Raw genomic sequence first — 21,153 nt, forward strand, 5'->3', positions numbered from 1 at the left:
TCTAGCGGGAGGACCTTGCCGGACGCGGACCGAACACCTAAACTACTTCCCAGGAAGATATTTCTAAGGTAGCTTGTTCTTAGCAAGACAGCCGGCCCGGAGGCGGGCCGCGACACGATTCAGGGAGAGACACCATGGCCGCTCAGGAACTCAAGCCCGGCACCTGGAAGATCGACACCGCCCACAGCGTCGTCGGCTTCTCCGTCCGCCACATGATGGTGAGCAAGGTCCGCGGCCGCTTCGAGAGGTTCGACGCCACGCTGACCGTGCCCGAGGACCCCACCAAGTCCTCCGTCGAGGCCACCATCGACGCGAGCTCCATCAACACCGACAACGGCGACCGCGACAACCACATCCGGTCCGCCGACTTCTTCGAGGCCGACCAGCACCCGGAGTTCCACTTCCGCTCCACCGGCCTGGAGGCCAAGGGCGAGGAGTTCGTCCTCAAGGGTGAGCTGACCATCAAGCAGAACACCCACCCGATCGAGCTCACCCTGGAGTTCAACGGCTCCACCCTCGACCCCTACGGCCTGGACCGCGCTGGCTTCTCCGCCTCCACCACCATCAGCCGCAAGAAGTTCGGCGTGGACATCGAGATGCCGATGGACGGCGGCGGCGTGGTCGTCGGCGACAAGATCGCCATCGAGATCGACGCCGAGTTCACCCGCCAGGCCTGAGACCGGCCGGGAGGGCGTCCCGGTCCGGCTCCACCCGCCGAACGACCGGGACCCCGGGCCCCTTTCGAGGGCCCGAGAGACGATGTCCGGGCGCGGCCGCCGGGGGACGGCCGCCGCCCCGGGCCCGAAGGCACGTCACCGACGGGCCCGTGAGGCCTCGGATATCGTCGGGAGGGGAGGGTCGTGACGACCCTCCCCTCCTTCATGCCGTCCACCCACCCTTCCCAGGAGCACCGCCATGACCTCCACCCCCTTCTCCCCCGAGGTCGTCTCCGCCGTCACCGCGCACATGAACGGCGACCACCCCGAGGACACCCTGATCATCTGCCGCGCCCTGGGAGGCGTACCGGAGGCCACCTCCGCCCGCATGGTCGGTCTGGACGGTGAGAGCGGCCACTACGAGGTGACCGTGGACGGCGTGGAGCGTTCCGTCCGCATCCCGTGGTCCGTCCCCCTCACCGAACGGGCCGCCATCCGCGTCGAGGTCGTGCGCATGTACCGACAGGCCTGCGCCGAACTCGGCGTCCCTCCCCGGGAACACTGACCCTTCCCTCCCCTCCGATCGGGAGATCACCGGAACCCGAAGGGCCCCTGGAGCGTCCAACAGGGAGACGAGGGGGAAGGGGCGTCGTCGACCCCACGGATCGGGGGCGCGCACCCGGGGTGCCCGCACCCCTACGTTCGGGTATCGGTACGACCTAGTGTGGAAGGGTCCGCTCTCCTTCCCCCTCGGACATCCGCACACCACCGATCGAAGGACGGCTCCGGCCTCGATGGTCACTCCCGACCCCGGTGACGAGAACGCACCGACCCAACGGATCGACCCCGTCGCTCCCACCACCCGCGTCGGCCCCGGCGCGGGCATCACGCGGCGGGTGACACGCGTGCTCCGACCAGGGGCGCGACGACCATCCACCGACGACGCCGAACCGGCGCCGACCCGGATCGTCCCACCGGAGGGCTCCGACCGGACCGACGTCCTGGACCCCGGGGCCACCCGCGTCCAAGAGCCCCTCTCCCCCACCGCACGGACGCCCGCCGACCGACGCCCCGCCTCGGCGGGCCCCTCCCCCGACGGACGCGTCCCATGGTGGCGGGTTCTCTTCAGTCCCCTCCTCGACTGGATGACCCGGCTGGTCTCCCGCATGGTCATCGGCCCCGCCGGCGACCTCGACTACGCGGTGCCCGCCGAGCTGCGCCGCCGCTACCAGATCCTCGACCGGATCGGCGCGGGCGGCGAGGCCGTCGTGTACCTGGTCGAACCCACCGACTCTCCCGGCCGCAGACTCGCCCTGAAGGTGTACCGGCCCGGACACGACATCAACCGTGAACTCCTGGACCGGCTCCGCGCACGCGGCACCGCCTCCCCCCACACGCCCGCCATCCAGGGCTATGGGACCGCCGCCAGTTCCTGGGGCGAGGACCTGGCTTGGGAGGCCCAGGAGTACTTCTCCGAGGGCACCCTGCGCGAGATCATCGACCGGGCGCCCCTGGACGACGAGGGCGCCCGCGCCGTGGTCCGCGCCGTCGCCGACTGTCTGCACCACTGGCAGCACGAACTCCAGCACAACCACACCGACGTCAAACCCGAGAACCTGCTGCTGCGCTCCTCCGAACCGCCGGTCGTGGCCCTCACCGACTTCGGCGGCGCCGTGCGCGCCACCATGAGCCGTGTCTACGGCGGCCAGGCCGTCACCGAGGCCTACGCCGCCCCCGAGGTCATCGAGGGCCGCCGCGAGGCCCCCGCGGCCTGGTGGTCCCTGGGCGTGATGGCGCACGAGCTGGTCACCGGTCGCCGCCCCGAACGCGGCGGCAACTGGTTGACCGCGCGCAACACCGAGGTCGACATCTCGGCGATCACCGACGAACGCTGGCGCCTGCTGGTGCGCGGCCTGCTCACCCTCTCCCCCGCCGCCCGCTGGGGCCACGAGGAGGTCGAGGCCTGGTTGGCCGGGGAACGCCCCACCATCCGCACCGCCCGCCGGCTGCGCCCCATCGACTTCGCCGGGGCCCTCCACGAGGACCCGCCGAGCCTGGCCTTCGACCTGCTGGACCGCTCCGACACCGGAGCCATGTGGCTGCGCAGCCACTGGCCCGAACTGCGTACCTGGCTCGATCGCGAGGTCAACGACTACACCTTCGACCGTTCCTACCTCACCGGGTTGGACCAACGCCCCGACCTCGCCCACGTGGCGATCAGCGCCCTGGCCGCCCGCTACGTGCCGGGCATGCCACCGCGCTTCCGGGGCCACGAGATCGGCTCCGACGGGCTCCTGGCCCTGGCCACCGGCGAGTCCAGCCGCCACGCGGTGGTCCGCGAGGCGGTCGAGACGGGCGTGGTCGGTCTGGGCTCCCAGCACTGGTGCCCGCACCCCTCGTGCCGTTCCGGGAGCTCCGGCCGGTGCGTGCTGCTCGAACGCGTCCAGCACGAGGTCCCGCTCCTGATGGAGCGGGTCGAGGAGACCCTGGAGCGCCTGGTCGGGACCGGCCCCGACGCGCCCAGGCGCCCCGCCGCGCACGAGATCAACACCACCTGGGCACGCGCGGTCGAGCTGGTCCTGGTCCCCGAGACCGCCTCCCGACACCGCTCGCACCTGCGACGCCGCTCCTGGCACCCCGGCCAGCGCAGCCCGGCCCCCAACGCCCCCTGGTGGCTGGAGCAACGCCGTGCCGCCCTGCGCGACGGGGACGACCCGCTGTCCTCGCGCGCCGCGACGCTCACCGCCCTGCTCCTTCTTCCCGAGGCCGACCGGATCGGCGCCGACATCGCCGAACGCGAACGCGCCGACGGCCGGGCCCGCCGTCAGGACCGTTGGGCCTCGCTGGCCGGGTCGGCCCGGGAACGGTGGGACAAGGCACGGGAGAAGGCCGCCTCGTCGGGGCAGCGCCGCGCCGAGGCCGCCACCCGCCCGGACCTGAACGCCCTGCCCGACGACCCGACCCGCCCCGGACCGGCCGTGACCGACAAGGACCGGCGCCGGCAGGAGAAGGCCGCGCGCCGGGTGGAGCGGACCATGGGGCAGATCCAGCGGGCCATGCGCGCCGGCCGCTGCCGCCGTTTCGCCTACCCCGCGGCCCTGCTCGGACTCATCGACGGCCTGGGCCGGGCCTTGCGCCCCGAGGAGGGTTTCTTCCCCGAGAACCCGATGGTCACCGACGCCTACACCGGTCTGTTGGACTTCAGCGCCAACCCGGTGAGCGAGGGCGCCGCCGCCCTGACCGACCTGCTGCCCGGCGGGATCGGCGCGAGCTGGTGGCTCCCCGTCCTGTTGGCGTTGGCCCTGTTGTACCTGGGCCGGACCGCCGCCCGGGACCGGTTCAAGGCGCGACGCCGACTGGCCGCCTTCCGCCTGTCCGTGGCCGGCTCGATCCTGATGCTCGTGGTGCTGCTGTCCACCGGGCTGCTGGCCCTGGGATCGGGGATCCTCATCCCCTTGGACGGTCTTCTGGGTTGATCGGCCCCTTCGCCGTCCTCACCCGCGTCGGGCGAGGACGGCGAAGGAGTCCGCCCCGGGATCGTAGGCGGCCCCGGTCAGGTCGCCGTACCGCTCCTCCACGACGAACCCGCCCCGAGCCAGTTCCGAGGCGAGCGAGGTCGGATCGAAGTACCGGACCCAGTTGTGGAAGACACGGACCTCCGAGGCCGTGACGATGTCGTAGCGGTCCAGGCTCACCCGCTCCCGGTCGTAACGGAACGTGTGCCGGAAGCCGTGATAGGGCTCGGCCGCCCAGAACCCGTCCATGAGCCCGGGGGCGTACTCGACGTCCTCCCGTACCCGTTCCAGGGCCGGCTCGGCGTCGACGTCGAAGAGCAGGGCCCCGCCGGGCACCAGGTGTCGGTCGACCACGTCCAACAGACGAAGCCGGTCCCGGGGCGTCATCGCGCAGTAGTCGCGCATGACCATGACGGCCAGGTCGAAGCGTTCCGACAGCCTCAGGGAGAGGTAGTCCCGACACAGGTGACGGGCGGGGACGCCCTCATCGCGCGCGACGCGTTCGGCGTACTCCACCGAGGACGGCGAGAAGTCCACCCCCGTGGCCCGGACCCCGTGCCGGGCCAGGCGGACGGTGTAGAGTCCCGGCCCGCACCCCAGGTCGAGGAGGCGGGAACCGGGTCCGAGATCGAACCGCCCCCTCATCCAGGTCACGGCCCGGTCGACGAACCCGTGTCCGTGCGAGGCCGCCTCGACGTCGGGGTCCAGGTGGTGGGCGAGCATCCGTCCGGAGATGTGGGGATCGGTCCACAGGGCGGCCGTGGTGGTGCGGCCGTAGAGGGCGGGACGCCGCCCCATCTCGGACAGGGCGGTGTACGGCGTGGTCATCGAGAGTCCTTCCGGAAAGGCCGAGGGAGCCACCGGCATCGGGCACGGCGGCGTCGTTCGTGTGGCGTTTCAGGAGGACATACCGGACACGCTACCCGGCCCGCCCCGTCGGAGCACCCGGTTTTCGGCCCCACCCGGAAGAAGGGTCAGGCCCGGTCGAGCATCTCGCTCATCCGGGCCAGGTCCTCGGCGGTGTCGATGTCCTCGGGACTGGCGATGTCGTCACAGGACACCGAGGTCACCAGATGGGAGTAGGCCCGCAGGAAGGGGCGGGCGCCCACATCGCGTTCGGCCATGGAGTAGACCGTGGACCAGTGCTCGCGCCCCAACAGCACCGGATTGCGCGGATTCCCGTTGTAGGTGGCGACCGCGGCCCGCGCCCCCTGCTCGTAGGCCTCCACCAGACGACGCACCGCCGCCGGGGTGACCAGGGGCTGATCGGCCAGAGCCACCAGGACCGCGTCCACGCTGTCGGGCAGGGCGTCGATCCCCGCGCGCACGGAGGACCCCATCCCACTCGACCAGTCGGTGTTGTGCACCGTCAGGGCACCCTCGACCCTGGTGTCCGCCGCCCCCAGCACCACCAGCACCGGCGCGCATCCGCCCTCGGCGAGCATGCGCACCCCCCGGTCGACCAGGCGTTCACCGCCCAACTCCACCAGCGCCTTGGGGCGACCGAGTCGGCTCCCCGACCCCGCCGCCAGCAGCAGGCCCGCGACCGGGCCCCTCCGCTCGCTTCCCTCGAGCCTCGCTTCCCCAGTACCCATGACGCGATGATGTCACGGGCGGGCTTCGAGGGTGGGCCACCTCGGTGAGCCCATAGGGCCCTCTTCCCGCACTGTTCCGGACTCACCGCCGTGAACAGGGCTTTCCGAATCCCCCGGGTTCCGGTTCACCCCCTCGAGTGACCGAAACCGGCCGGAATCAGTGGGGGTAGAGGCGCATCCCGATGGATCCGCCCCGTGGTCTCCCGCAGTTCCCGGCCGCTCCCGCCCCAACGGGACCCCACCATCTCCGCCACGATCGACACGGCGGTCTCCTCCGGGGTCCGTGCCCCCAGATCGAGACCGATCGGCGAATGCAACCGCGCCAGCGCCTCCTCCGAGACCCCGGCCTCGCGCAACCGCTCCATCCGATCGTCGTGGGTACGACGCGAGCCCATCGCCCCGATGTAGCCGGCCTCGGTGCCCAACGCCCGTTTGAGCACGGGGACGTCGAACTTGGGGTCGTGCGTGAGCACACAGATCACGGTGCGCCGATCGATCTCGTCGGCGATCTCGTCCAGGAACACGTGCGGCCACTTGACCACCACCTCCTCTGCGGTGGGAAAACGCCGCGCCGTGGCGAAGACCGGACGGGCGTCGCACACCGTCACCCGGTAGCCCAGATAGGTGCCCAGATCGGCCACGGCCGCCGCGAAGTCGATCGCCCCGAACACCAGCATGCGAGGCGCCGGAGCGAACGACTCGACGAACACCTCCAGCTCGTCCCCGCGCCGCTGACCGTCCACCCCGTAGTGCAACAGCCCCGTGGTCCCCTGCGCGAGCATGCCGCGCACGTCGTCGTCCAGGGCCGCGGACAACCGCTCCCCGCCCTCGCCCAGGTCCCCCTCGGCCGAGTCCGGCCACACCAGACGCCGACGACCCACCCTCCCGGCGTCCGAAGGATCGGACACGATCGTGGCCACCGCCACCGGCCGGTGCTCCTCGATGGAGTCCAGCACCGCGTCCAACCCCCGATAGGTGTCGCGACCGATCGGCTCCACGAACAGATGCAGGGTCCCGCCACAGGTCAACCCCACACTGAAGGCGTCCTCGTCACTGACCCCGTAGGTACGACGGACCGGCACGCCGGTCCGGATGACCTCCAGGGCCTCCTCGTAGACCGCGCCCTCCACACAGCCGCCGGACACACTGCCGACCACCTCACCGGAGGATCTGACCAGCATCGACGCCCCTGCCGCGCGTGGAGCGCTCTTGTAAGTGTCGATGACCGTCGCCACCGCGAACGTCTCACCCGAGGCGTACAGGTCGGCCACGGTCGCTCGTACATCACGCACTCGGCACCTCTCCCAGACTCTCCCCGGCGGGTCGCTCCGAACACCCGCGCTCCTCGATACCAACCTATGTGCCCAGGGCCACATGGAAGAGCCCCCGTTTCTCCAGGAAACGAGGGCTCGATTCGGTTTCGTCTACGAACGGAGGCGGCGCCGACCGCTCCACGGAGGGTCAGGGACGCTCGGGCTCCTCGGTCTCACCGCGCCCCAGCATCCCCCGGAACTCCTCCAGGTTGCGCCGGGCCAGATCGCCATCGGTGCTCTGGATCCCCATCACCGGCAACGAGGTGCCGTCGGACAGGTCCAACGACGGCCAGGGCTCCCCCACCGGCATCCGGATGTCCAACACCTCCGGCCACGCCAGGTGATGCGTACGGATGCCGTTGATGACGACGACCCGGTCCTCCATCGCGATCAGCCGAGGTCGGGCCAACAGGTGCAGCCCGGCGGCGACCACCAGCCCCAACATCACGACCAGCACCCGATCCTGGACACGCCAGTCGGCCGGAAGCATCACGGCGAGCAGCACCATGGTCAACAGGATCAACAGCCCCAGCCCGTAGGCGACCAACCGCACCGCGCGGGGACGCCAGGTCCTCGGGCTCTCAGGGCGCTTCGACGCCTCGTCCACGGAGTCTTCCTTCGTCCGCACCTGCCAGCTCCATCCGTGTCCACACGCCAAGGGTCCGCTCTGGGCGCGCACCGTCGACGGGGCATGGATCAGCGGCGCAGCCCCCGCAGGGTCACCGCCGTGTCCAGAGCGGCCAGCGCGGCCTCGGCGCCCTTGTTCTCGGCGCTCCCCGGCAGGCCGGCACGGTCACGCGCCTGTTCCAGGGTGTCACACGTGAGCACACCATTGCCCACAGGGGTCGCCTCCCGAAGGGCCACCTCGGTCAGCCCCTGCGTCACCGACAGACACACGTAGTCGAAATGCGGCGTCCCACCTCGAATGACCGCCCCCAGAGCGATCACCGCGTCGTGCGAGCGCGCCAACTCCTGGGCCACCACCGGGATCTCCACCGCCCCGGCCACCTCGACCACCACCGGATCGGCGGCCCCCGACGCCTTCACCACCTCCAACGCGTTGTCGAGCATCGGCCGCACGATCGGCTCGTTCCACCGAGTGACGACGATGCCCACCGACAGCCCCCGACCGTCGACGCGCTCCTGCTCCGGACGTCCCGTACCGCTCATGACCGGCCCTTCTTCGAATCGATGACGAACATGTCCCCGCGCTCCGAGCGCACGACTAACGCGTGACCCCGGCGGCGAGGTCGTGCCCCATGCGGTCCCGCTTGGTCAACAGGTAGGAGAGGTTGTCGTCGGTGACGAACGTCGGCATGGCCACCCGCTCGCTCACCCGCACCCCATGGCGCTCCAGCGCCTCCGCCTTGTCCGGGTTGTTGGACAACAGCCGCACCGAGACCACACCCAGGTCCGTGAGGATCCGGGCACCCGCCCCGAACTCGCGGGCGTCCGCGGGCAGCCCCAGCCGCAGATTCGCGTCGACGGTGTCCACCCCCCGATCCTGGAGACTGTAGGCGCGCAGCTTGTGCAGCAGCCCGATCCCCCGCCCCTCGTGCCCACCGAGGTAGACCAGGACACCGCGCCCCGCCTCGGCGATCTCGGCCATGGCCGCGTCCAACTGGGCCCCGCAGTCGCACCGGTGCGAACCGAACGCGTCCCCGGTCAGGCATTCCGAGTGCAGACGGGCCAGGACGTCGGCCCCGTCGGTCAGATCTCCGAACACCAGGGCGACGTGCTCCGCGCCGTCGGCCGTGCCCTTGAAACCGACCGCGCGCCATTCCCCGTACCGGTTCGGCATGCGGGTCTCGACCATCCGGGTGACCAGCGGCGGTGCGGCCTGCTCCTCGGTCAGGGTCTCCCCGAGGGAGGCACGGTGCGCCGCCAACTGTTCGACCGAGATCAGCTTGAGGCCGTGCTCGTCGGCGAACTCCCGCAACCGGGGCAGCCGGGCCATCGTGCCGTCGTCCTCGACCACCTCCGCCAACACCCCCGCCGGACGCAGCCCCGCCAACCGCGCGAGGTCCACGGAGGCCTCGGTGTGCCCGCGCCGGGCCAGCACACCGCCCGGGCGAGCGCGCAGCGGCAGGATGTGGCCGGGACGCACGAAGTCGGACGGCAGGCTCCGCTCACCCGCCAGCAGACGGATCGTCCGGGCCCGGTCGGCGGCCGAGATCCCGGTGGTCACGCCCTCACGGGCGTCGACGGTGACCGTGTAGGCGGTACGCAGGCTCTCCTCGTTGCGCGCGGTCATCAGCGGCAGGTCCAGCCGGTCCAGATCCTCGCCCTCCATCGGCACGCACACCACGCCCGACGTGTAACGGATCATGAACGCCAACAGTTCGGGCGTGGCCAGCTCGGCCGCGAAGATGATGTCGCCCTCGTTCTCACGGTCCTCGTCGTCCACGACCACGACGGCCCGCCCCGCGGCGAAGTCGGCGATGGCGTCCTCGATCCGATCGAGGACCACGGTCCCGTCGGTGTCGGCGTCGGCGGCCCGGTTGGTGTCGGTGACGGTCATTCCCGCTCCCTGGAGTACGTCGTGTGTGCGGTGGATGCTGTGGCGGGCACGAAAGGGGCCCGAACCGAAGGGGTGTCTAGGCCCGGACCCGGGCCACGGCGGCGATGCGCTCCACGTACTTGGCGATGACGTCCACCTCGATGTTCACGGTGGCGCCGGGCGCCAGAGCGCCCAGAGTGGTCGCCTCCAACGTGGCCGGGATGAGGCTGACCTCGAAGAACTCCTCGGCTGCGCCGGGCTCGCTGACGGCGGAGACCGTCAGGCTCGTACCGTCGACGGTGATCGAGCCCTTCTCCACCACGTACGGGGACAGTTCCGGGGCCAGGCCGAAACGGAGGACGTCCCAGCGGTCCCCCGGGTCCCTGGAGATCAGGACGGCGGTGCCGTCGACGTGCCCTTGCACGATGTGACCGCCCAGACGACCGTCGACACGGGCGGCCCGCTCCAGGTTGACCGGGGCCCCCGGGACGAGCGTCCCCAGGGAGGAACGGTCCAGGGACTCCTTCATCACGTCGGCGGTGAAGATCCCCTCGGCCAGATCGACCACGGTCAGGCACACGCCGTTGACCGCGATGGAATCGCCCCGCGAGGCGTCCGAGGAGACCAGAGGACCGCGGACGGCGAGCGCCACGGACTCACCGCCGTCGCCGGTCGGTTCGATGGAGACGACCTCGCCGAGCTCTTCCACGATTCCGGTGAACACGCCCTACGTCCCTTCGCCTGATGAGGCTCCGGGGAAAAGGGAGTGGATGAACGGATCCACGAGGGGGTCGGTGACGAAGGGGTACGCCGAAGAACGACGAAGCCCTCGTACCGTCCCAACGCGTACTGCCTCCCATCCGGACTTTCACCGTCGGTACCGGAATTCCACCGGTTCAACCGGCCGATGGATTCGGCCGGGTCGCGGACTATCACCGCCGGTTCGGACTTTCACCGACCCCGGAGCACGCGTTTGACTGCTGTCTCAACGATCGATCCTAGCCCCTTCGTTCCGGAAGCGCCTAGCCGCTGTGACAGGTGTCACCGGCCCCCTCCTCGCCCTTCCACCTCCGCCGACGTGGCCAGACCGCTGCGGACGAACGCCCTCGGCGCGCCATAGGAGGCCCAGAAGGCCGCCGCGGCGTACACCACGAAGGAGACGAGCGCCAAGGCCAGGCCGGTCAGATCGCGGAACAGGATCCGCTCCGCCACCAGGAGGACCACCAGCACCGAGAAACCCAGGACGAAACGCGCCACCCGCGCGGTGATCGTCCCCTCGGCGCTGTACCAACCACGCCGGTACAGCAGGGTCAGACCGGCCACCCCGCCCAAGAGTCCGCCACAGGCCGTGTACAGACCCGCCAGGGAGGCCCCGACCGGATCCGCGGGGGTCGGGCCGATCCACTCGGTCGTGGGGACCGTCCAGTCCCCCCGGGCCCCGTACTGCCAGGCGGTCGCGATCACGCAGGGCGTCAGGACCACGATCAGGAGCCAGAGGGCCGTGCGCCGGGGCTCCGACCCCAGCCACCAGGCGAGCACCCGGCCCTCGTAACGCAGGAACAGCCACAGGATCAGGATCCCCAGGGCGAGACCGACCACCACGTCGCCGATGAAGTGCGCGCCGAGCAGGACCCGGGAGAACGCCACCAGGAGGACCACCACCGCGGCCGCCCACATCGCCGCGCGCCGCCCCGACCGGATCGCCGGATAGCCCCAGGCGACCACCGCGGCCTGGGAGTGCCCGGAGGGCATGCCGAACCCGCTGTGATGGTGGTATCCGGTGATCCGGGCGTCGAACCAGTAGGGACGCGGGGAGTAGGACAACGACTTGAACAGGCCGTTGACCACCCCGGAGGAGATCAACAGGACGAACATGCGCGCGCCGAGACCGGCGTTCACGCACCAGAAGACGGTGGCCACCAGGACGATGAGCACGCCCTGGGAGCCCAGATGGGTGATGAGCTCCATCGGCGCGACGAGCGGACGCCCCCACTCCTGCAACCAGAGGATGGGGCCCGTCTCGGCCTCCAGGTAGGGCTCCATGACCGTATGTCCGACGCTCAGAGCGTTCACGCGCACTCCAGGGATCCGCGCCTGGCAACGCGCTCACGCCGCGCCGCTCCCCCGGTCGCCCGCGACCTCGCGTGGGGAAGACGGAGCCGCGACCAAGCGGAGGGTTACGACTACCGGGGCAGAAGCATAGGCGGCGGGCTCCGCCGATGGCCAGACCCGCGCGTGGGCGCGCCGTGATCGTTACCGGCGGGGGAGAGAAGAAGGGCGGGGCGCGGCCGCACCGGGGTGGTGGGTGCGGGCGGCCGCGCCCCTTCGGAGATGGTCTATGTGGTCGGGTTCGAGGCCCGACGGGCCTGTTCGCGCAGCGACTCGACCGCGCTCGCCGGATCCTGGGCCCCGTAGACGGCCGATCCGGCGACGAAGACGTCGGCGCCGGCCTCGGCCGCGCGCTCGATGGTCTCGTCGCTCACGCCACCGTCGACCTGAAGCCAGACGGAGGCCTCCCTGCTGTCCAGGATCTCACGCGCTCGGCGAATCTTGGGCAGAACCAGGTCAAGAAACCGCTGACCTCCGAAACCGGGTTCGACGGTCATCAGGAGAAGCATATCCATCTCTCCGACCAGGTCGGCATAGGGCTCGACCGGTTCGGCTGGGTTGAGGGCCAGGCCGGCCCGGGCCCCCTGTCGACGGATCTCCCGCAGGGTGCGCACTGGGGCGCTCGCGGCCTTGGCGTGGACTGTGACGCTGCCCGCTCCGGCCTCGGCGTAGGCGGGCGCCCAGCGATCGGGGTCCTCGATCATCAGGTGGCAGTCCAGAGGCGTGGAGGTCGCCTTGAGCAGGGACTCCACGATGGGCAGCCCCAACGTCAGGTTGGGGACGAAGTGTCCGTCCATGACGTCGACGTGCAGCCAGTCGGCGGTCGGCACCGCGGCGGCCTCGTCGGCCAGGTGCGCGAAATCGGCGCTGAGGATGCTGGGAGAGATCTGAATGCCCACGTCGGCAGTGTACAGACCCCGCCCACCGATCGACCCACCCCTCCAAGCCGACACCTTTACGAAGTAGATCCATATATGTCCGAATAAGCCCGGATCGAGGGTCCTCGATCCGGGTCGGATCAGCCGTTCCGCTTACGCAGCAGGGCCAGGAACATCGCGTCGGTGCCGTGCACGTGCGGCCAGAACTGCGCGTACCTTCCCTCCGGCCCCGCCGCGAGGTCGGGGACCTCGTCGAGGTAGTCCGGGGCCCGCAGCAGCTCCAGGTCGTCGCGCTCCGAGAGCACCCCCTGGACGATGACATCGGTCTCGTCCAGGTGTGGCGAACAGGTCACGTAGGCCACCACACCGCCCGGACGCACCGACTCCACCGCCTTCGTGAGCAGCTCCCGTTGGAGCGGGGCCAACTCGACGACGTTCTCCGGCGAACGCCGCCACCGCGACTCCGGACGGCGACGCAGAGCGCCCAGCCCGGTGCAGGGCACGTCCACCAGGACACGGTCGAAGACCTCGCGACGCCACGCGGGCCTGGTGCCGTCCGCGACGATCGCGCGCCCGGCGTCCCGAGGGGCGCGGCGTACGGCGCCGGCCACCAGACCGGCCCGCGCGGGCTGGAGCTCGGAGGCCACCAGGCGGGCGTCGCGCTGCCCGGCGAGGGAGGCCAACAGCCCCGCCTTACCGCCGGGCCCGGCGCACATGTCCAACCAACGACGGTCCTCGCCATGGGCGTCGACCCGGGTCAGCGCCAGGGCGACGAGCTGGCTCGCCTCGTCCTGGACCGCGGCCCGGTTCTGGCGCACCTCGCGGATGGCGCCGGGGTCCCCCTCCGGCAGGTAGGCGGCGAAGGGCGAGTAACGGCCGGGCTCGGCCCCGGCCTCCTCCAGGTCCGAGACCTTCGAACGTCCCGGCTTGGCGACCAGGGTCACCCTGGGACGCTCGTTGTGGGCCTTCAGCAGTTCCTCGGTGCGCGGCAGACCGGCGTCCTTCGCCCGCTCCCCGAGCGCGCGGGCCAGTTCCTTGACCACCCAACGCGGGTGGCTGTGGACGACCGACAGATAGCCGCTCGGATCCCGGTCGCGCTCGGGGGCGACGATCGCCGTCCACTCCTCCAGGTCGCGGGCGCTCACCTTGCGCAGGATCGCGTTGACGAACCGGGAGCGGTGGTGGCCCACCACCCGCCTGGCCAGATCGACCGTCTCACCGACCGCCGCGTGCGGCGGGATGTTGGTGGACAGCAGTTGGTGCGCGCCCATCCGCAGCAGAGGGAGCACCTCGCCGTCCACCGAGGCCAGCGTGCGGTCCACGCAGGTCTCCAGGACGGCGTCGTAGGTCCCCTGACGGCGCAGGGTGCCGTAGGTCAGCTCGGTGGCCAGGGCCGCGTCACGACCATGGACGCCGCGCTCGCTCAACAGGACCGGCAACAGCAGGTTCGCGTAGGCGTCGCGCTGTTCGACCGCGCGCAGCACGTCGTAGGCGACCCTGCGGGCCGGGTCGCGCGGACGGGGCGGCGGTCCGGAGCGACGACCGCCACGCCCGGACTCGGCGCCCCGTCGAGGGCGGTGGTGCTGGGAACGGGACTGCTCGCTCAACGTGTGCTCTGCCTCAACAAGCCGGGGACGTGTTCCGGCGCGCGCTCCCGCGCACGCCAGCATCGAGAGTACGGCAGCTCAACGCCCCAGAAGGTCGTCTTCGGTGGGGCGCGTCCCCCGGGCCCAGTCCACCGCCGCCATGGCCTTCTTCCCCTGGGGCTGAACCGTGCCGAGTTCGACCGGGTGGGTACTGGTGCCCACCAGGACCCGCTTCTTGTCGACGTGCAGGCGTCCCGGCTCCAGTTCGGGGCGGTCGGCGTCGGTGATCGGACGGACCGGGCCCACCTTCAGCCGGGTGCCGCGGAAGGTCGTCCAGGCGCCGGGGGCCGGCGTGCAGGCCCGGGCGACCCGGTCCACCCGCCGGGCGGGCGCGGTGAAGTCGAGTTCGGCGTCCAGCGGGGTGAGCTTGCTCGCGTAGGAGACGTCGGCCTCCGGCTGGGGCACCGGCGACAGCTCGCCCGAGGCGATGCCGTCGATCGTGCGGAGCAGCAGACCGGCCCCGGACTCGGCCAGCCGTCCCAGGAGTTCACCGCTGGTGTCGGTGGGACGGACCGTCTCTGCCAGGGTGCCGAAGACCGGTCCGGCGTCGAGTTCCTTGACGATCCGGAAGGTGGAGGCCCCGGTGACGTCGTCCCCGTGCAGCAGGGCGTGCTGGACCGGGGCCGCCCCGCGCCACGCGGGCAGCAGGGAGAAGTGCAGGTTGACCCACCCGTGCTCGGGGATGTCCAGGGCGCTCTGGGGCAGCAGCGCGCCGTAGGCGACCACCGGACAGCAGTCGGGGGCGATCTCCCTCAGCCGCTCCAGGAACCCCGGGTCTCCGGCCTTCGCCGGTTTGAGGACCTCGATGCCCTCGCTCTCGGCCAGCTCGGCGACCGGGCTCGCCGACACCTTGCGGCCGCGTCCGGAGCGGGCGTCGGGTCGGGTGACCACGGCGGCGACCTCGTGATCGGAGTCGATCAGTGCCCGGAGCGAGGGCACCGCCACCTCCGGTGTACCGGCAAAGACGAGCTTCATGGTCGGTTCCCCCTCCACAGCGGTTACGGATCACTGTTCTACCAGGGTTCCCGCCGTTCGCCGGTGGTGTCGGATCCCTCGCGCCGTGGGACCGTCGTCGCGATCTGATAGACCATGGATGATGACAGCGCAGTCCGGTGACCCCGATGAGGGCCTCTTCGACCTGCCCGCGGGGGCGAGGAAGGAGACGGCCAAGGAGAAGGCCGCCACCGCGAAGGGGCGGCGTCCGGCCGCGCGCAGGCCCGCCGACCGGCTTCCCATCGCGCGTGTCATCGTGGACACCCCCCTCCCTCATCTGGATCGCCCCTTCGACTACCGGGTGCCCGCCGACATGGACGAGAAGGCCGTACCGGGCTGTCGGGTGAAGGTCCGCTTCAACGGCCGTCAGCTCGCGGGCCTGCTCGTCGAGCGGGTGGAGAGTTCGGAGTTCGCGGGACGCCTGGCCTACCTGGAGACGGTGGTCTCCCCCGAACCCGTGCTCTCCCCCGAGATCCTGGATCTGGCCCGGGCGGTGGCCGACCGCTACGCGGGCACGCTGAGCGACGTTCTGCGTCTGGCCATCCCTCCCCGCCACGCGCGGGTGGAGAAGGAGACCGCGCCCGACGCGAAGACCTCGGACACCGACGACGGAGGCGAGGCCCCCCCGTCGGACACCGCCCCGCCCCCGGAGACGGCCGAGGGCGAAGGGCCCGCCGTCCAAGGGACGGTGGAGGCCGCCGTCCTGGGCATCGACCCGGGGCCGTGGGACGCCTATCCGGAAGGTCCCGCGTTCGTCCGCGCGCTGAGCGAGGGCCGGCCCGCCCGCGCCGTATGGAACGCCCTGCCGGGCACCGACTGGACCGACGCGATCGCGGTGGCGGCGCGGGCCGCCCTGGCCGCGGACCGGGGCACCGTGATCGTGCTGCCCGACGGTCGCGACGTGGCCTCGGTGGACGCCGCGCTCGTCCGGCACCTGGGCGAGGGACGGCACGCGGCGCTCACCGCCGACCTGGGTCCGGCCGAACGCTACCGGCGTTGGCTGTCGGTCCTGCGGGGCGGCGTCCGGGTAGTGGTCGGTACCAGGGCCGCCGTCTTCGCTCCTGTGCGCGACCTGGGTCTGGTGGTGCTGTGGGACGACGGCGACGACGTGCACGTGGAGCCGCACGCCCCCTACCCGCACGCGCGCACGGTGCTGGCCATGCGCGCGCACAAGGCGGGCGCCGGAGCGCTCATCGGTGGACACACCCGCACCACCGACGCCCAACTCCTGGTGGAATCGGGGTGGGCCCATCCGCTGCTCGCCGACCGGGCGACCCTGCGCCGGCGGGCCCCGGTCATCCGTCCGGCCGGGGACGACCGGGAGCTGGCACGGGACGAGGCCGCCCGCTCCGCCCGTATGCCCAGCCTGGCGCTCCGCTCCGCCCGAGAGGCCACCAGGTCGGGACCCGTGCTCTTCCAGGTCCCTCGGAGGGGGTACCTGAACAGCCTGGCCTGCGCCGGATGCCGGGAGCCCGCCCGTTGCGACGCCTGCCACGGCCCGTTGGCGCTGCGCGGATCGCACGCCATGCCCTCCTGCGGCTGGTGCGGGCGTGTGGCCGGACAGTGGGCCTGCCCCGAGTGCGGGGTGACGCGTATGCGCGCCGTCGTGGTGGGGGCCCGCCGTACCGCCGAGGAGCTGGGGCGTGCCTTCCCTTCGTTGGCGGTGCGCACCTCGGGCCGCGAAGAGGTACTGACCCGGGTGCCGGATCGTCCGGCGCTGGTGGTGGCCACCCCCGGCGCCGAACCGACGGTCGAGGGCGACGGCTACGCGGCCGCCGTCCTGTTGGACGGGTGGGCGCTGCTCAACCGGGCCGACCTGCGCGCCTCCGAGGAGACCCTGCGCCGGTGGCTGAACGCCGCCGCCCTGGTCCGTCCCGGAGGCACCGTGGTCGTGTCGGCGGACGCCTCCTCCCCGGTGGTCCAGGCGCTGGTGCGTTGGGATCCGGGCGGTTTCGCCGAACGCGAGCTGGCCGACCGCAGGGGGTTGGGCTTCCCTCCGGCCGTCTCGATGGCCTCGATCACCGGCGGCGCCGAGCACGTGCGCGAGCTTCTGGACCAGATCGCCCTGCCCGAGGAGGCCGAACTGCTCGGACCGGTCCCGATCGACCCCGAACGCTCCGACCAGGGTGGGCAGCCGACCGAACGCGCCCTGTTGCGGGTGCCCCGAGGATCGATCGGCGCCCTGGCCCGGGCGTTGAAGGCGGCCGCCGTGGCGCGCAGCGCCCGCCGTGACGAGCATCTGGCGCAGGTGCGGGTGGACCCGCTCCGGGTGATCTGAGTCCCCCGGATGCGGGCGTCGCTCCTAGCCGAAGTCGGCGCGGTAGAGGTCCCGGAGCAGGGCGACCTCGGCGCCGTGGTGGATCAGCTCCCGGTTCAGGTGCAGGACCAGGACGACCATCGGGAAGGTCGACCACTGGGACGGTTCGGCCGAGCCGACCGGCCGGGCCAGGTCCTCGTCGTCGAGCCGCCCCACGTACTCGGACCAGGTGAGGTAGGCGACGCGCAGGCGTTCGCGGGCCTCGTCGGCGGTCGAGGGCCAGTCGATGGTGTCGCGGTTGGCGGTGCCGTCGCCGAAGTGGCGGTCGATCCGGGTCTCCAGCACGTCGACCACGATGTGGCCGAGCCGCCAGGCGATGGTGGTGACCGGCGGCGGATCGGGTTCGGGATAGGCGCCGTCGGGTGCGTGACGTCCGTCCTCACGCCGGCGCACGGTCCAGCAGTTCTCCACCGGCTCCCAGTAGAACTCCTCGTCGGTGAGCCCCTCGAGACGGGGCCACAGCGAGAAATCCCAGTAGAAGCGGGTCTGAGCGAGGATCTCGCCGTTCCAGTTCACCGCCATCGGCTCGTACCCCTTCCTCGTTCACGGACTCGGCCCAGGCCGGCCAGGATCCCACAGCCCCGGTCGGGCACGTCCTCGTCCGGGTAGGGCCACCAGGTGAGGTCGGCGACCCCGGGCTCGAGCGTGCGGAAGGGGTCGAAGGCACGCTCCAGTTCGGCACGGGAGGCGGTGGAGGTGAGGGCGAGGTAGCCGCCGCCGCGCATGAGGGAGCGCAGGTCGCCGAGGCCATCGGGGGCGGCGCCGGAGGGGAAGGGACGGGTCATCAGAACGGCGACGGGCTCGCCGAAGTCGACGAGCCCGCTGTCACGGAGCCTGCGAAGGAGCGACCTGGTCCCGGAACCGTCACCGGACAGGGCGGTCGCGGTCCCGGAGGAGGCCAGGACGCCCGCGGTGCCCTCGGGGGCGACATGGACGACCCGGGCCTCGGGGGCGGCCTCGCGTATTCGCTCGGTCGTGCCGGGGACCGGACAGCCCCAGTCCACGAACTGGCGTACGCCCGCGTCGGCGCACAGGTAGTCGACGACCCGGCCGAGAAAGGCCTGGTGGAGACGGATCTCCTCGGCCCGTGCCGGGTCCGCCGCCGGGCGATCACGGGTGTCGAGTTCGACCACGCGGGGGCGCTGCCCTGGAACCCGGAGGGGTCGACGTTCTCGGAACACGGCCGTGAGACGACCTGCCTCGGGTCCTCGGACGTCCGTCACGATCACGCTCCCCAACCGGTTCGCCTGTGGCGGGCAGGGCGCCGGAGCCGAGGGGACCGGTCGGGTCCCCGACGGTGCGCGCCTTGCCGTCAGGGCCAGATAGTACCGTCTGCGAAAGTGATACCCGACACACCCCCGGGTGAAATGTGTCCTTCTGCTCTCTTCACACGAACCTCGGTCCCGCGTTCGTGCGGGACCGAGGTCCCGAGGGCCGCGTCGGAGCGTCCCGGACCGGACGGAGCGGGTCTCGGAGGGGGTTCAGAGCGTGGCGCGCGGGTCCGGGGCGGGGACGAGGCGACCGTCGAGGTCGACGTACTCCCAGCGCGGACCGCGGGCGACGAGATCGGCTACCGCGCCGACCAGACGGTCGACGTGCTCCTCGGTGGTCCCCACGCCGAGGCTGGCGCGGACCGCCTGGTCGTGCCCCTCGGGGAGCAGGTGGTCGGTGAGCGGGTGGGCGCAGAACAGGCCGTCGCGCACCCCGATGCCGTACTCCGCCGACAGGGCGGCGGCCAGCAGGCCCGCGGGCAGCCCGTCGACCACGAAGGAGACGATGCCGACCCGTTCGTGCTCGGCGTCCCACAGGGTCAGCTCGTGCACCCCGTCGATCTCGGCGAACCCCGAACGCAGCCGCTCCAGCAGGACCGACTCACGGATGTGCTGCTCGGCCAGGGCCTCGGGGGTGAAGGCGTCACAGGCCGCGGCCAGCGCCACGGCGCCCAGCACGTTGGGGCTGCCCGCCTCGTGCCGGGCCGGCAGGTCGTTCCAGAGGACGTCGTGCTCGCTCACCCGCCGGGTGGCGCCGCCGCCGGACAGGTAGGGGGTGGCCTCGCTCAGCCAGTCGGAACGTCCGGCCAGCACCCCGGATCCGAAGGGGGCGTAGAGCTTGTGCCCGGACAGCGCCACGTAGTCGGCGCCGGTCTCGGCCAGGCTGAACGGCAGGTGGGGCACGTACTGGGCGGCGTCGACCACCACCCGGGCGTCCTCGGCGTGGGCGGCCGCCACCAGCTCGGCGATCGGCCAGATCTCGCCGGTGACGTTGGAGGCCGCCGTCACGCACAGCAGTCGGGGCCCCTCCGGCGCCGCGCGCAGGGCCTCGCGCGCGGCCTCGACGGCGGCCTCGGGGCTCTCGGGCAGCGGCAGCCGCACCACCCGGCCGGAGCGGGCCGCGGGGTGCTCCCAGGGGAGCAGGCTCGCGTGGTGCTCGGACTCGAAGACCACCACGGTGCAGCCCTCGGGGACGGAGCGGGCCAGCAGGTTGAGGGCGTCGGTGGTGCCGCGGACGAAGACCACGGCGTCGGTGTCCGGGCGTGCCCCCAGGAAGCGGGCGACGCTGCGCCGGGAGCGTTCGTAGGCCTCGGTGCTGACCTGGGAGTGGTGACCCGCGCCCCGGTGCACACTGGCGTAGAACGGCAGGGCCGTGGAGAGGGCGTCGGCGACGGCGGTCAGACAGGGGGCGCTGGCCGCGTAGTCGAAGTTGGCGTAGTCGACGCGCTCGCCGGTGATCAGGGGGACACCACCGTCCGCGGTGACGATCGAACGGTCGGCGGAGGCCGGGCGGGAGGCCGGGTGGGGCACTCCGTCGGTACGGCCGGCACGGGCGGGGTCGAACGGGATGACAGTGGTCATGAGGGCACCTCTTCTGTGGGTCGGGGGACCCACAGGGCATGGCTCCGCATGGCTCAGCCTCAGGGGTCCGCGCTTGTCTGACACGGTCGTGTCGGGACCTGGTCCTCACCCGGGGCACCCCACCGCGGAAGGAGGGTTGCCGGCCAGCAAGCCGGGGCTTGACGCTGGCACTCGTGACCTGTGCGGAAATGTAACACAACGTTCGGTGAGGGCGCACCCGCGCTCTCCTGTGGTCTGGAACACCTCCCTGCTTGACATCGAGAGGAGCCACTGGGCCATACTGTTCCCGAACTGCCCTCACGTCGCGGGTGTCCGGTTTCCCCCGGCCGCCCTTCAGGCGCGAGACTCCAGTCCATCGGAGTTTTCGCATGCCCGCAGACGAGAGGTGTGTCCGTTGCACGGCGACGACCGTATTCAGCAGCTCTTCCGCAACCCCAGGGTTGTGCTCATCTCCGGCTACGCCCGTCTTCCCGACTCGGTGGCGAGCCATTCCCAGTACCAGCGGCTCGGTGTCGTGCTCGCGGTGGACTCCGCGGACGGCCGCATCGTCGCCGCGGACACCACCCTGCTCACCGACCTGGCCAAGGACTTCTTCCGTGCCCTGGTGGAGGGCGCCTCGGTGACCGAGGACATCGCGGAGATCGTCCATCGGGTCCAGACACGGTACGCGGGCCAGTCGGGCGCCGCGCTCACGACGGCCCTGCGTCGCTGCCTGGAGACCTACTACCAGTTGCGGGACGGCGACCAGCTTCCCGTTGCCCCCGACGGCGAGGAGTGAC

At 71.7% G+C, this 21,153-nt stretch carries 19 protein-coding genes and 2 riboswitches; of the genes, 5 read left to right on the forward strand and 14 right to left on the reverse strand.

Features of this window, described 5'->3' with window-relative positions; all coding sequences use genetic code 11:
• Positions 1–134 precede the first annotated feature (134 nt).
• The 3 genes from TR33_RS01870 to TR33_RS01880 all read left to right on the forward strand — a co-directional run bounded on the left by TR33_RS01870 (position 135) and on the right by TR33_RS01880 (position 4,132).
• Positions 135–677, forward strand: coding sequence for a YceI family protein (locus TR33_RS01870; RefSeq protein ID WP_014911037.1), 543 nt, complete (start codon positions 135–137; stop codon positions 675–677).
• Between the two features lie 238 nt (positions 678–915).
• Complete coding sequence (locus tag TR33_RS01875) at positions 916–1,221, forward strand: DUF2470 domain-containing protein (protein WP_014913046.1); 306 nt, start codon at positions 916–918, stop codon at positions 1,219–1,221.
• A 229-nt stretch (positions 1,222–1,450) separates the two neighbouring features.
• Positions 1,451–4,132, forward strand: coding sequence for a protein kinase domain-containing protein (locus TR33_RS01880; protein ID WP_026124924.1), 2,682 nt, complete (start codon positions 1,451–1,453; stop codon positions 4,130–4,132).
• Positions 4,133–4,150: 18 nt separating this feature from the next.
• On the opposite strand, the gene TR33_RS01885 is transcribed toward TR33_RS01880, so the two are convergent.
• The 11 genes from TR33_RS01885 to fmt form a co-directional block, all read right to left on the reverse strand.
• On the reverse strand, positions 4,151–4,999 hold the full coding sequence (locus tag TR33_RS01885; RefSeq protein WP_042281002.1) for an SAM-dependent methyltransferase: 849 nt from the start codon (positions 4,997–4,999) through the stop codon (positions 4,151–4,153).
• Between the two features lie 146 nt (positions 5,000–5,145).
• Positions 5,146–5,766, reverse strand: coding sequence for a nucleotidyltransferase family protein (locus TR33_RS01890; RefSeq protein ID WP_169336170.1), 621 nt, complete (start codon positions 5,764–5,766; stop codon positions 5,146–5,148).
• 125 nt (positions 5,767–5,891) lie between these two features.
• Positions 5,892–7,058, reverse strand: a complete 1,167-nt coding sequence (locus tag TR33_RS01895; RefSeq protein ID WP_017534102.1) for an XdhC family protein — start codon at positions 7,056–7,058, stop codon at positions 5,892–5,894.
• Between the two features lie 169 nt (positions 7,059–7,227).
• Positions 7,228–7,686 carry a PH domain-containing protein gene (locus TR33_RS01900; protein WP_014910411.1) on the reverse strand — a complete coding sequence of 153 codons (459 nt, stop codon included), beginning with the start codon at positions 7,684–7,686 and terminating at the stop codon, positions 7,228–7,230.
• 89 nt (positions 7,687–7,775) lie between these two features.
• Positions 7,776–8,249, reverse strand: coding sequence for a 6,7-dimethyl-8-ribityllumazine synthase (ribH, locus tag TR33_RS01905; protein ID WP_017534103.1), 474 nt, complete (start codon positions 8,247–8,249; stop codon positions 7,776–7,778).
• Between the two features lie 55 nt (positions 8,250–8,304).
• Entirely contained in the window at positions 8,305–9,600 is a 1,296-nt protein-coding gene (locus TR33_RS01910; protein WP_017534104.1) for a bifunctional 3,4-dihydroxy-2-butanone-4-phosphate synthase/GTP cyclohydrolase II, read from the reverse strand.
• A gap of 76 nt (positions 9,601–9,676) precedes the next feature.
• A complete protein-coding gene (locus tag TR33_RS01915; RefSeq protein WP_014910686.1) occupies positions 9,677–10,303 on the reverse strand; it encodes a riboflavin synthase in 627 nt (208 codons plus the stop codon).
• A 118-nt stretch (positions 10,304–10,421) separates the two neighbouring features.
• Positions 10,422–10,552, reverse strand: a riboswitch (FMN riboswitch).
• A gap of 68 nt (positions 10,553–10,620) precedes the next feature.
• Positions 10,621–11,622: a phosphatase PAP2 family protein gene (locus TR33_RS01920; RefSeq protein ID WP_017534105.1), complete on the reverse strand. Its 1,002-nt coding sequence runs from the start codon at positions 11,620–11,622 to the stop codon at positions 10,621–10,623.
• A gap of 293 nt (positions 11,623–11,915) precedes the next feature.
• Positions 11,916–12,587, reverse strand: a complete 672-nt coding sequence (gene rpe / locus TR33_RS01925; RefSeq protein ID WP_017534106.1) for a ribulose-phosphate 3-epimerase — start codon at positions 12,585–12,587, stop codon at positions 11,916–11,918.
• Between the two features lie 119 nt (positions 12,588–12,706).
• The gene (locus tag TR33_RS01930) at positions 12,707–14,173 is read right to left on the reverse strand and encodes an RsmB/NOP family class I SAM-dependent RNA methyltransferase (RefSeq protein WP_014911175.1); all 1,467 of its coding nucleotides are present in this window, start codon (positions 14,171–14,173) and stop codon (positions 12,707–12,709) included.
• A 78-nt stretch (positions 14,174–14,251) separates the two neighbouring features.
• Positions 14,252–15,187 (reverse strand): methionyl-tRNA formyltransferase, encoded by a 936-nt coding sequence (gene fmt / locus TR33_RS01935; protein WP_017534107.1) that lies wholly within the window; start codon positions 15,185–15,187, stop codon positions 14,252–14,254.
• A gap of 121 nt (positions 15,188–15,308) precedes the next feature.
• Between fmt and TR33_RS01940 the strand changes: the two genes are divergently transcribed.
• Positions 15,309–17,483: a primosomal protein N' gene (locus tag TR33_RS01940; protein ID WP_042281282.1), complete on the forward strand. Its 2,175-nt coding sequence runs from the start codon at positions 15,309–15,311 to the stop codon at positions 17,481–17,483.
• 24 nt (positions 17,484–17,507) lie between these two features.
• On the opposite strand, the gene TR33_RS01945 is transcribed toward TR33_RS01940, so the two are convergent.
• The 3 genes from TR33_RS01945 to TR33_RS01955 all read right to left on the reverse strand — a co-directional run bounded on the left by TR33_RS01945 (position 17,508) and on the right by TR33_RS01955 (position 20,374).
• A complete protein-coding gene (locus tag TR33_RS01945) occupies positions 17,508–18,044 on the reverse strand; it encodes a DinB family protein (protein WP_017534109.1) in 537 nt (178 codons plus the stop codon).
• Entirely contained in the window at positions 18,035–18,751 is a 717-nt protein-coding gene (locus TR33_RS01950) for an SAM-dependent methyltransferase (RefSeq protein WP_042281004.1), read from the reverse strand. The genes TR33_RS01945 and TR33_RS01950 overlap by 10 nt, the downstream gene beginning before the upstream one ends.
• A 252-nt stretch (positions 18,752–19,003) precedes the next feature.
• Entirely contained in the window at positions 19,004–20,374 is a 1,371-nt protein-coding gene (locus TR33_RS01955) for an aminotransferase class V-fold PLP-dependent enzyme (RefSeq protein WP_017534111.1), read from the reverse strand.
• 64 nt (positions 20,375–20,438) lie between these two features.
• Positions 20,439–20,553: riboswitch (SAM riboswitch) on the reverse strand.
• A 215-nt stretch (positions 20,554–20,768) separates the two neighbouring features.
• Between TR33_RS01955 and TR33_RS01960 the strand changes: the two genes are divergently transcribed.
• Positions 20,769–21,152: a DUF3870 domain-containing protein gene (locus tag TR33_RS01960; protein ID WP_014909282.1), complete on the forward strand. Its 384-nt coding sequence runs from the start codon at positions 20,769–20,771 to the stop codon at positions 21,150–21,152.
• Position 21,153: the final 1 nt, after the last annotated feature.

The sequence above is a fragment of the Nocardiopsis alba genome (assembly GCF_000710955.1).
GTDB classification, from domain to species: domain Bacteria; phylum Actinomycetota; class Actinomycetes; order Streptosporangiales; family Streptosporangiaceae; genus Nocardiopsis; species Nocardiopsis alba.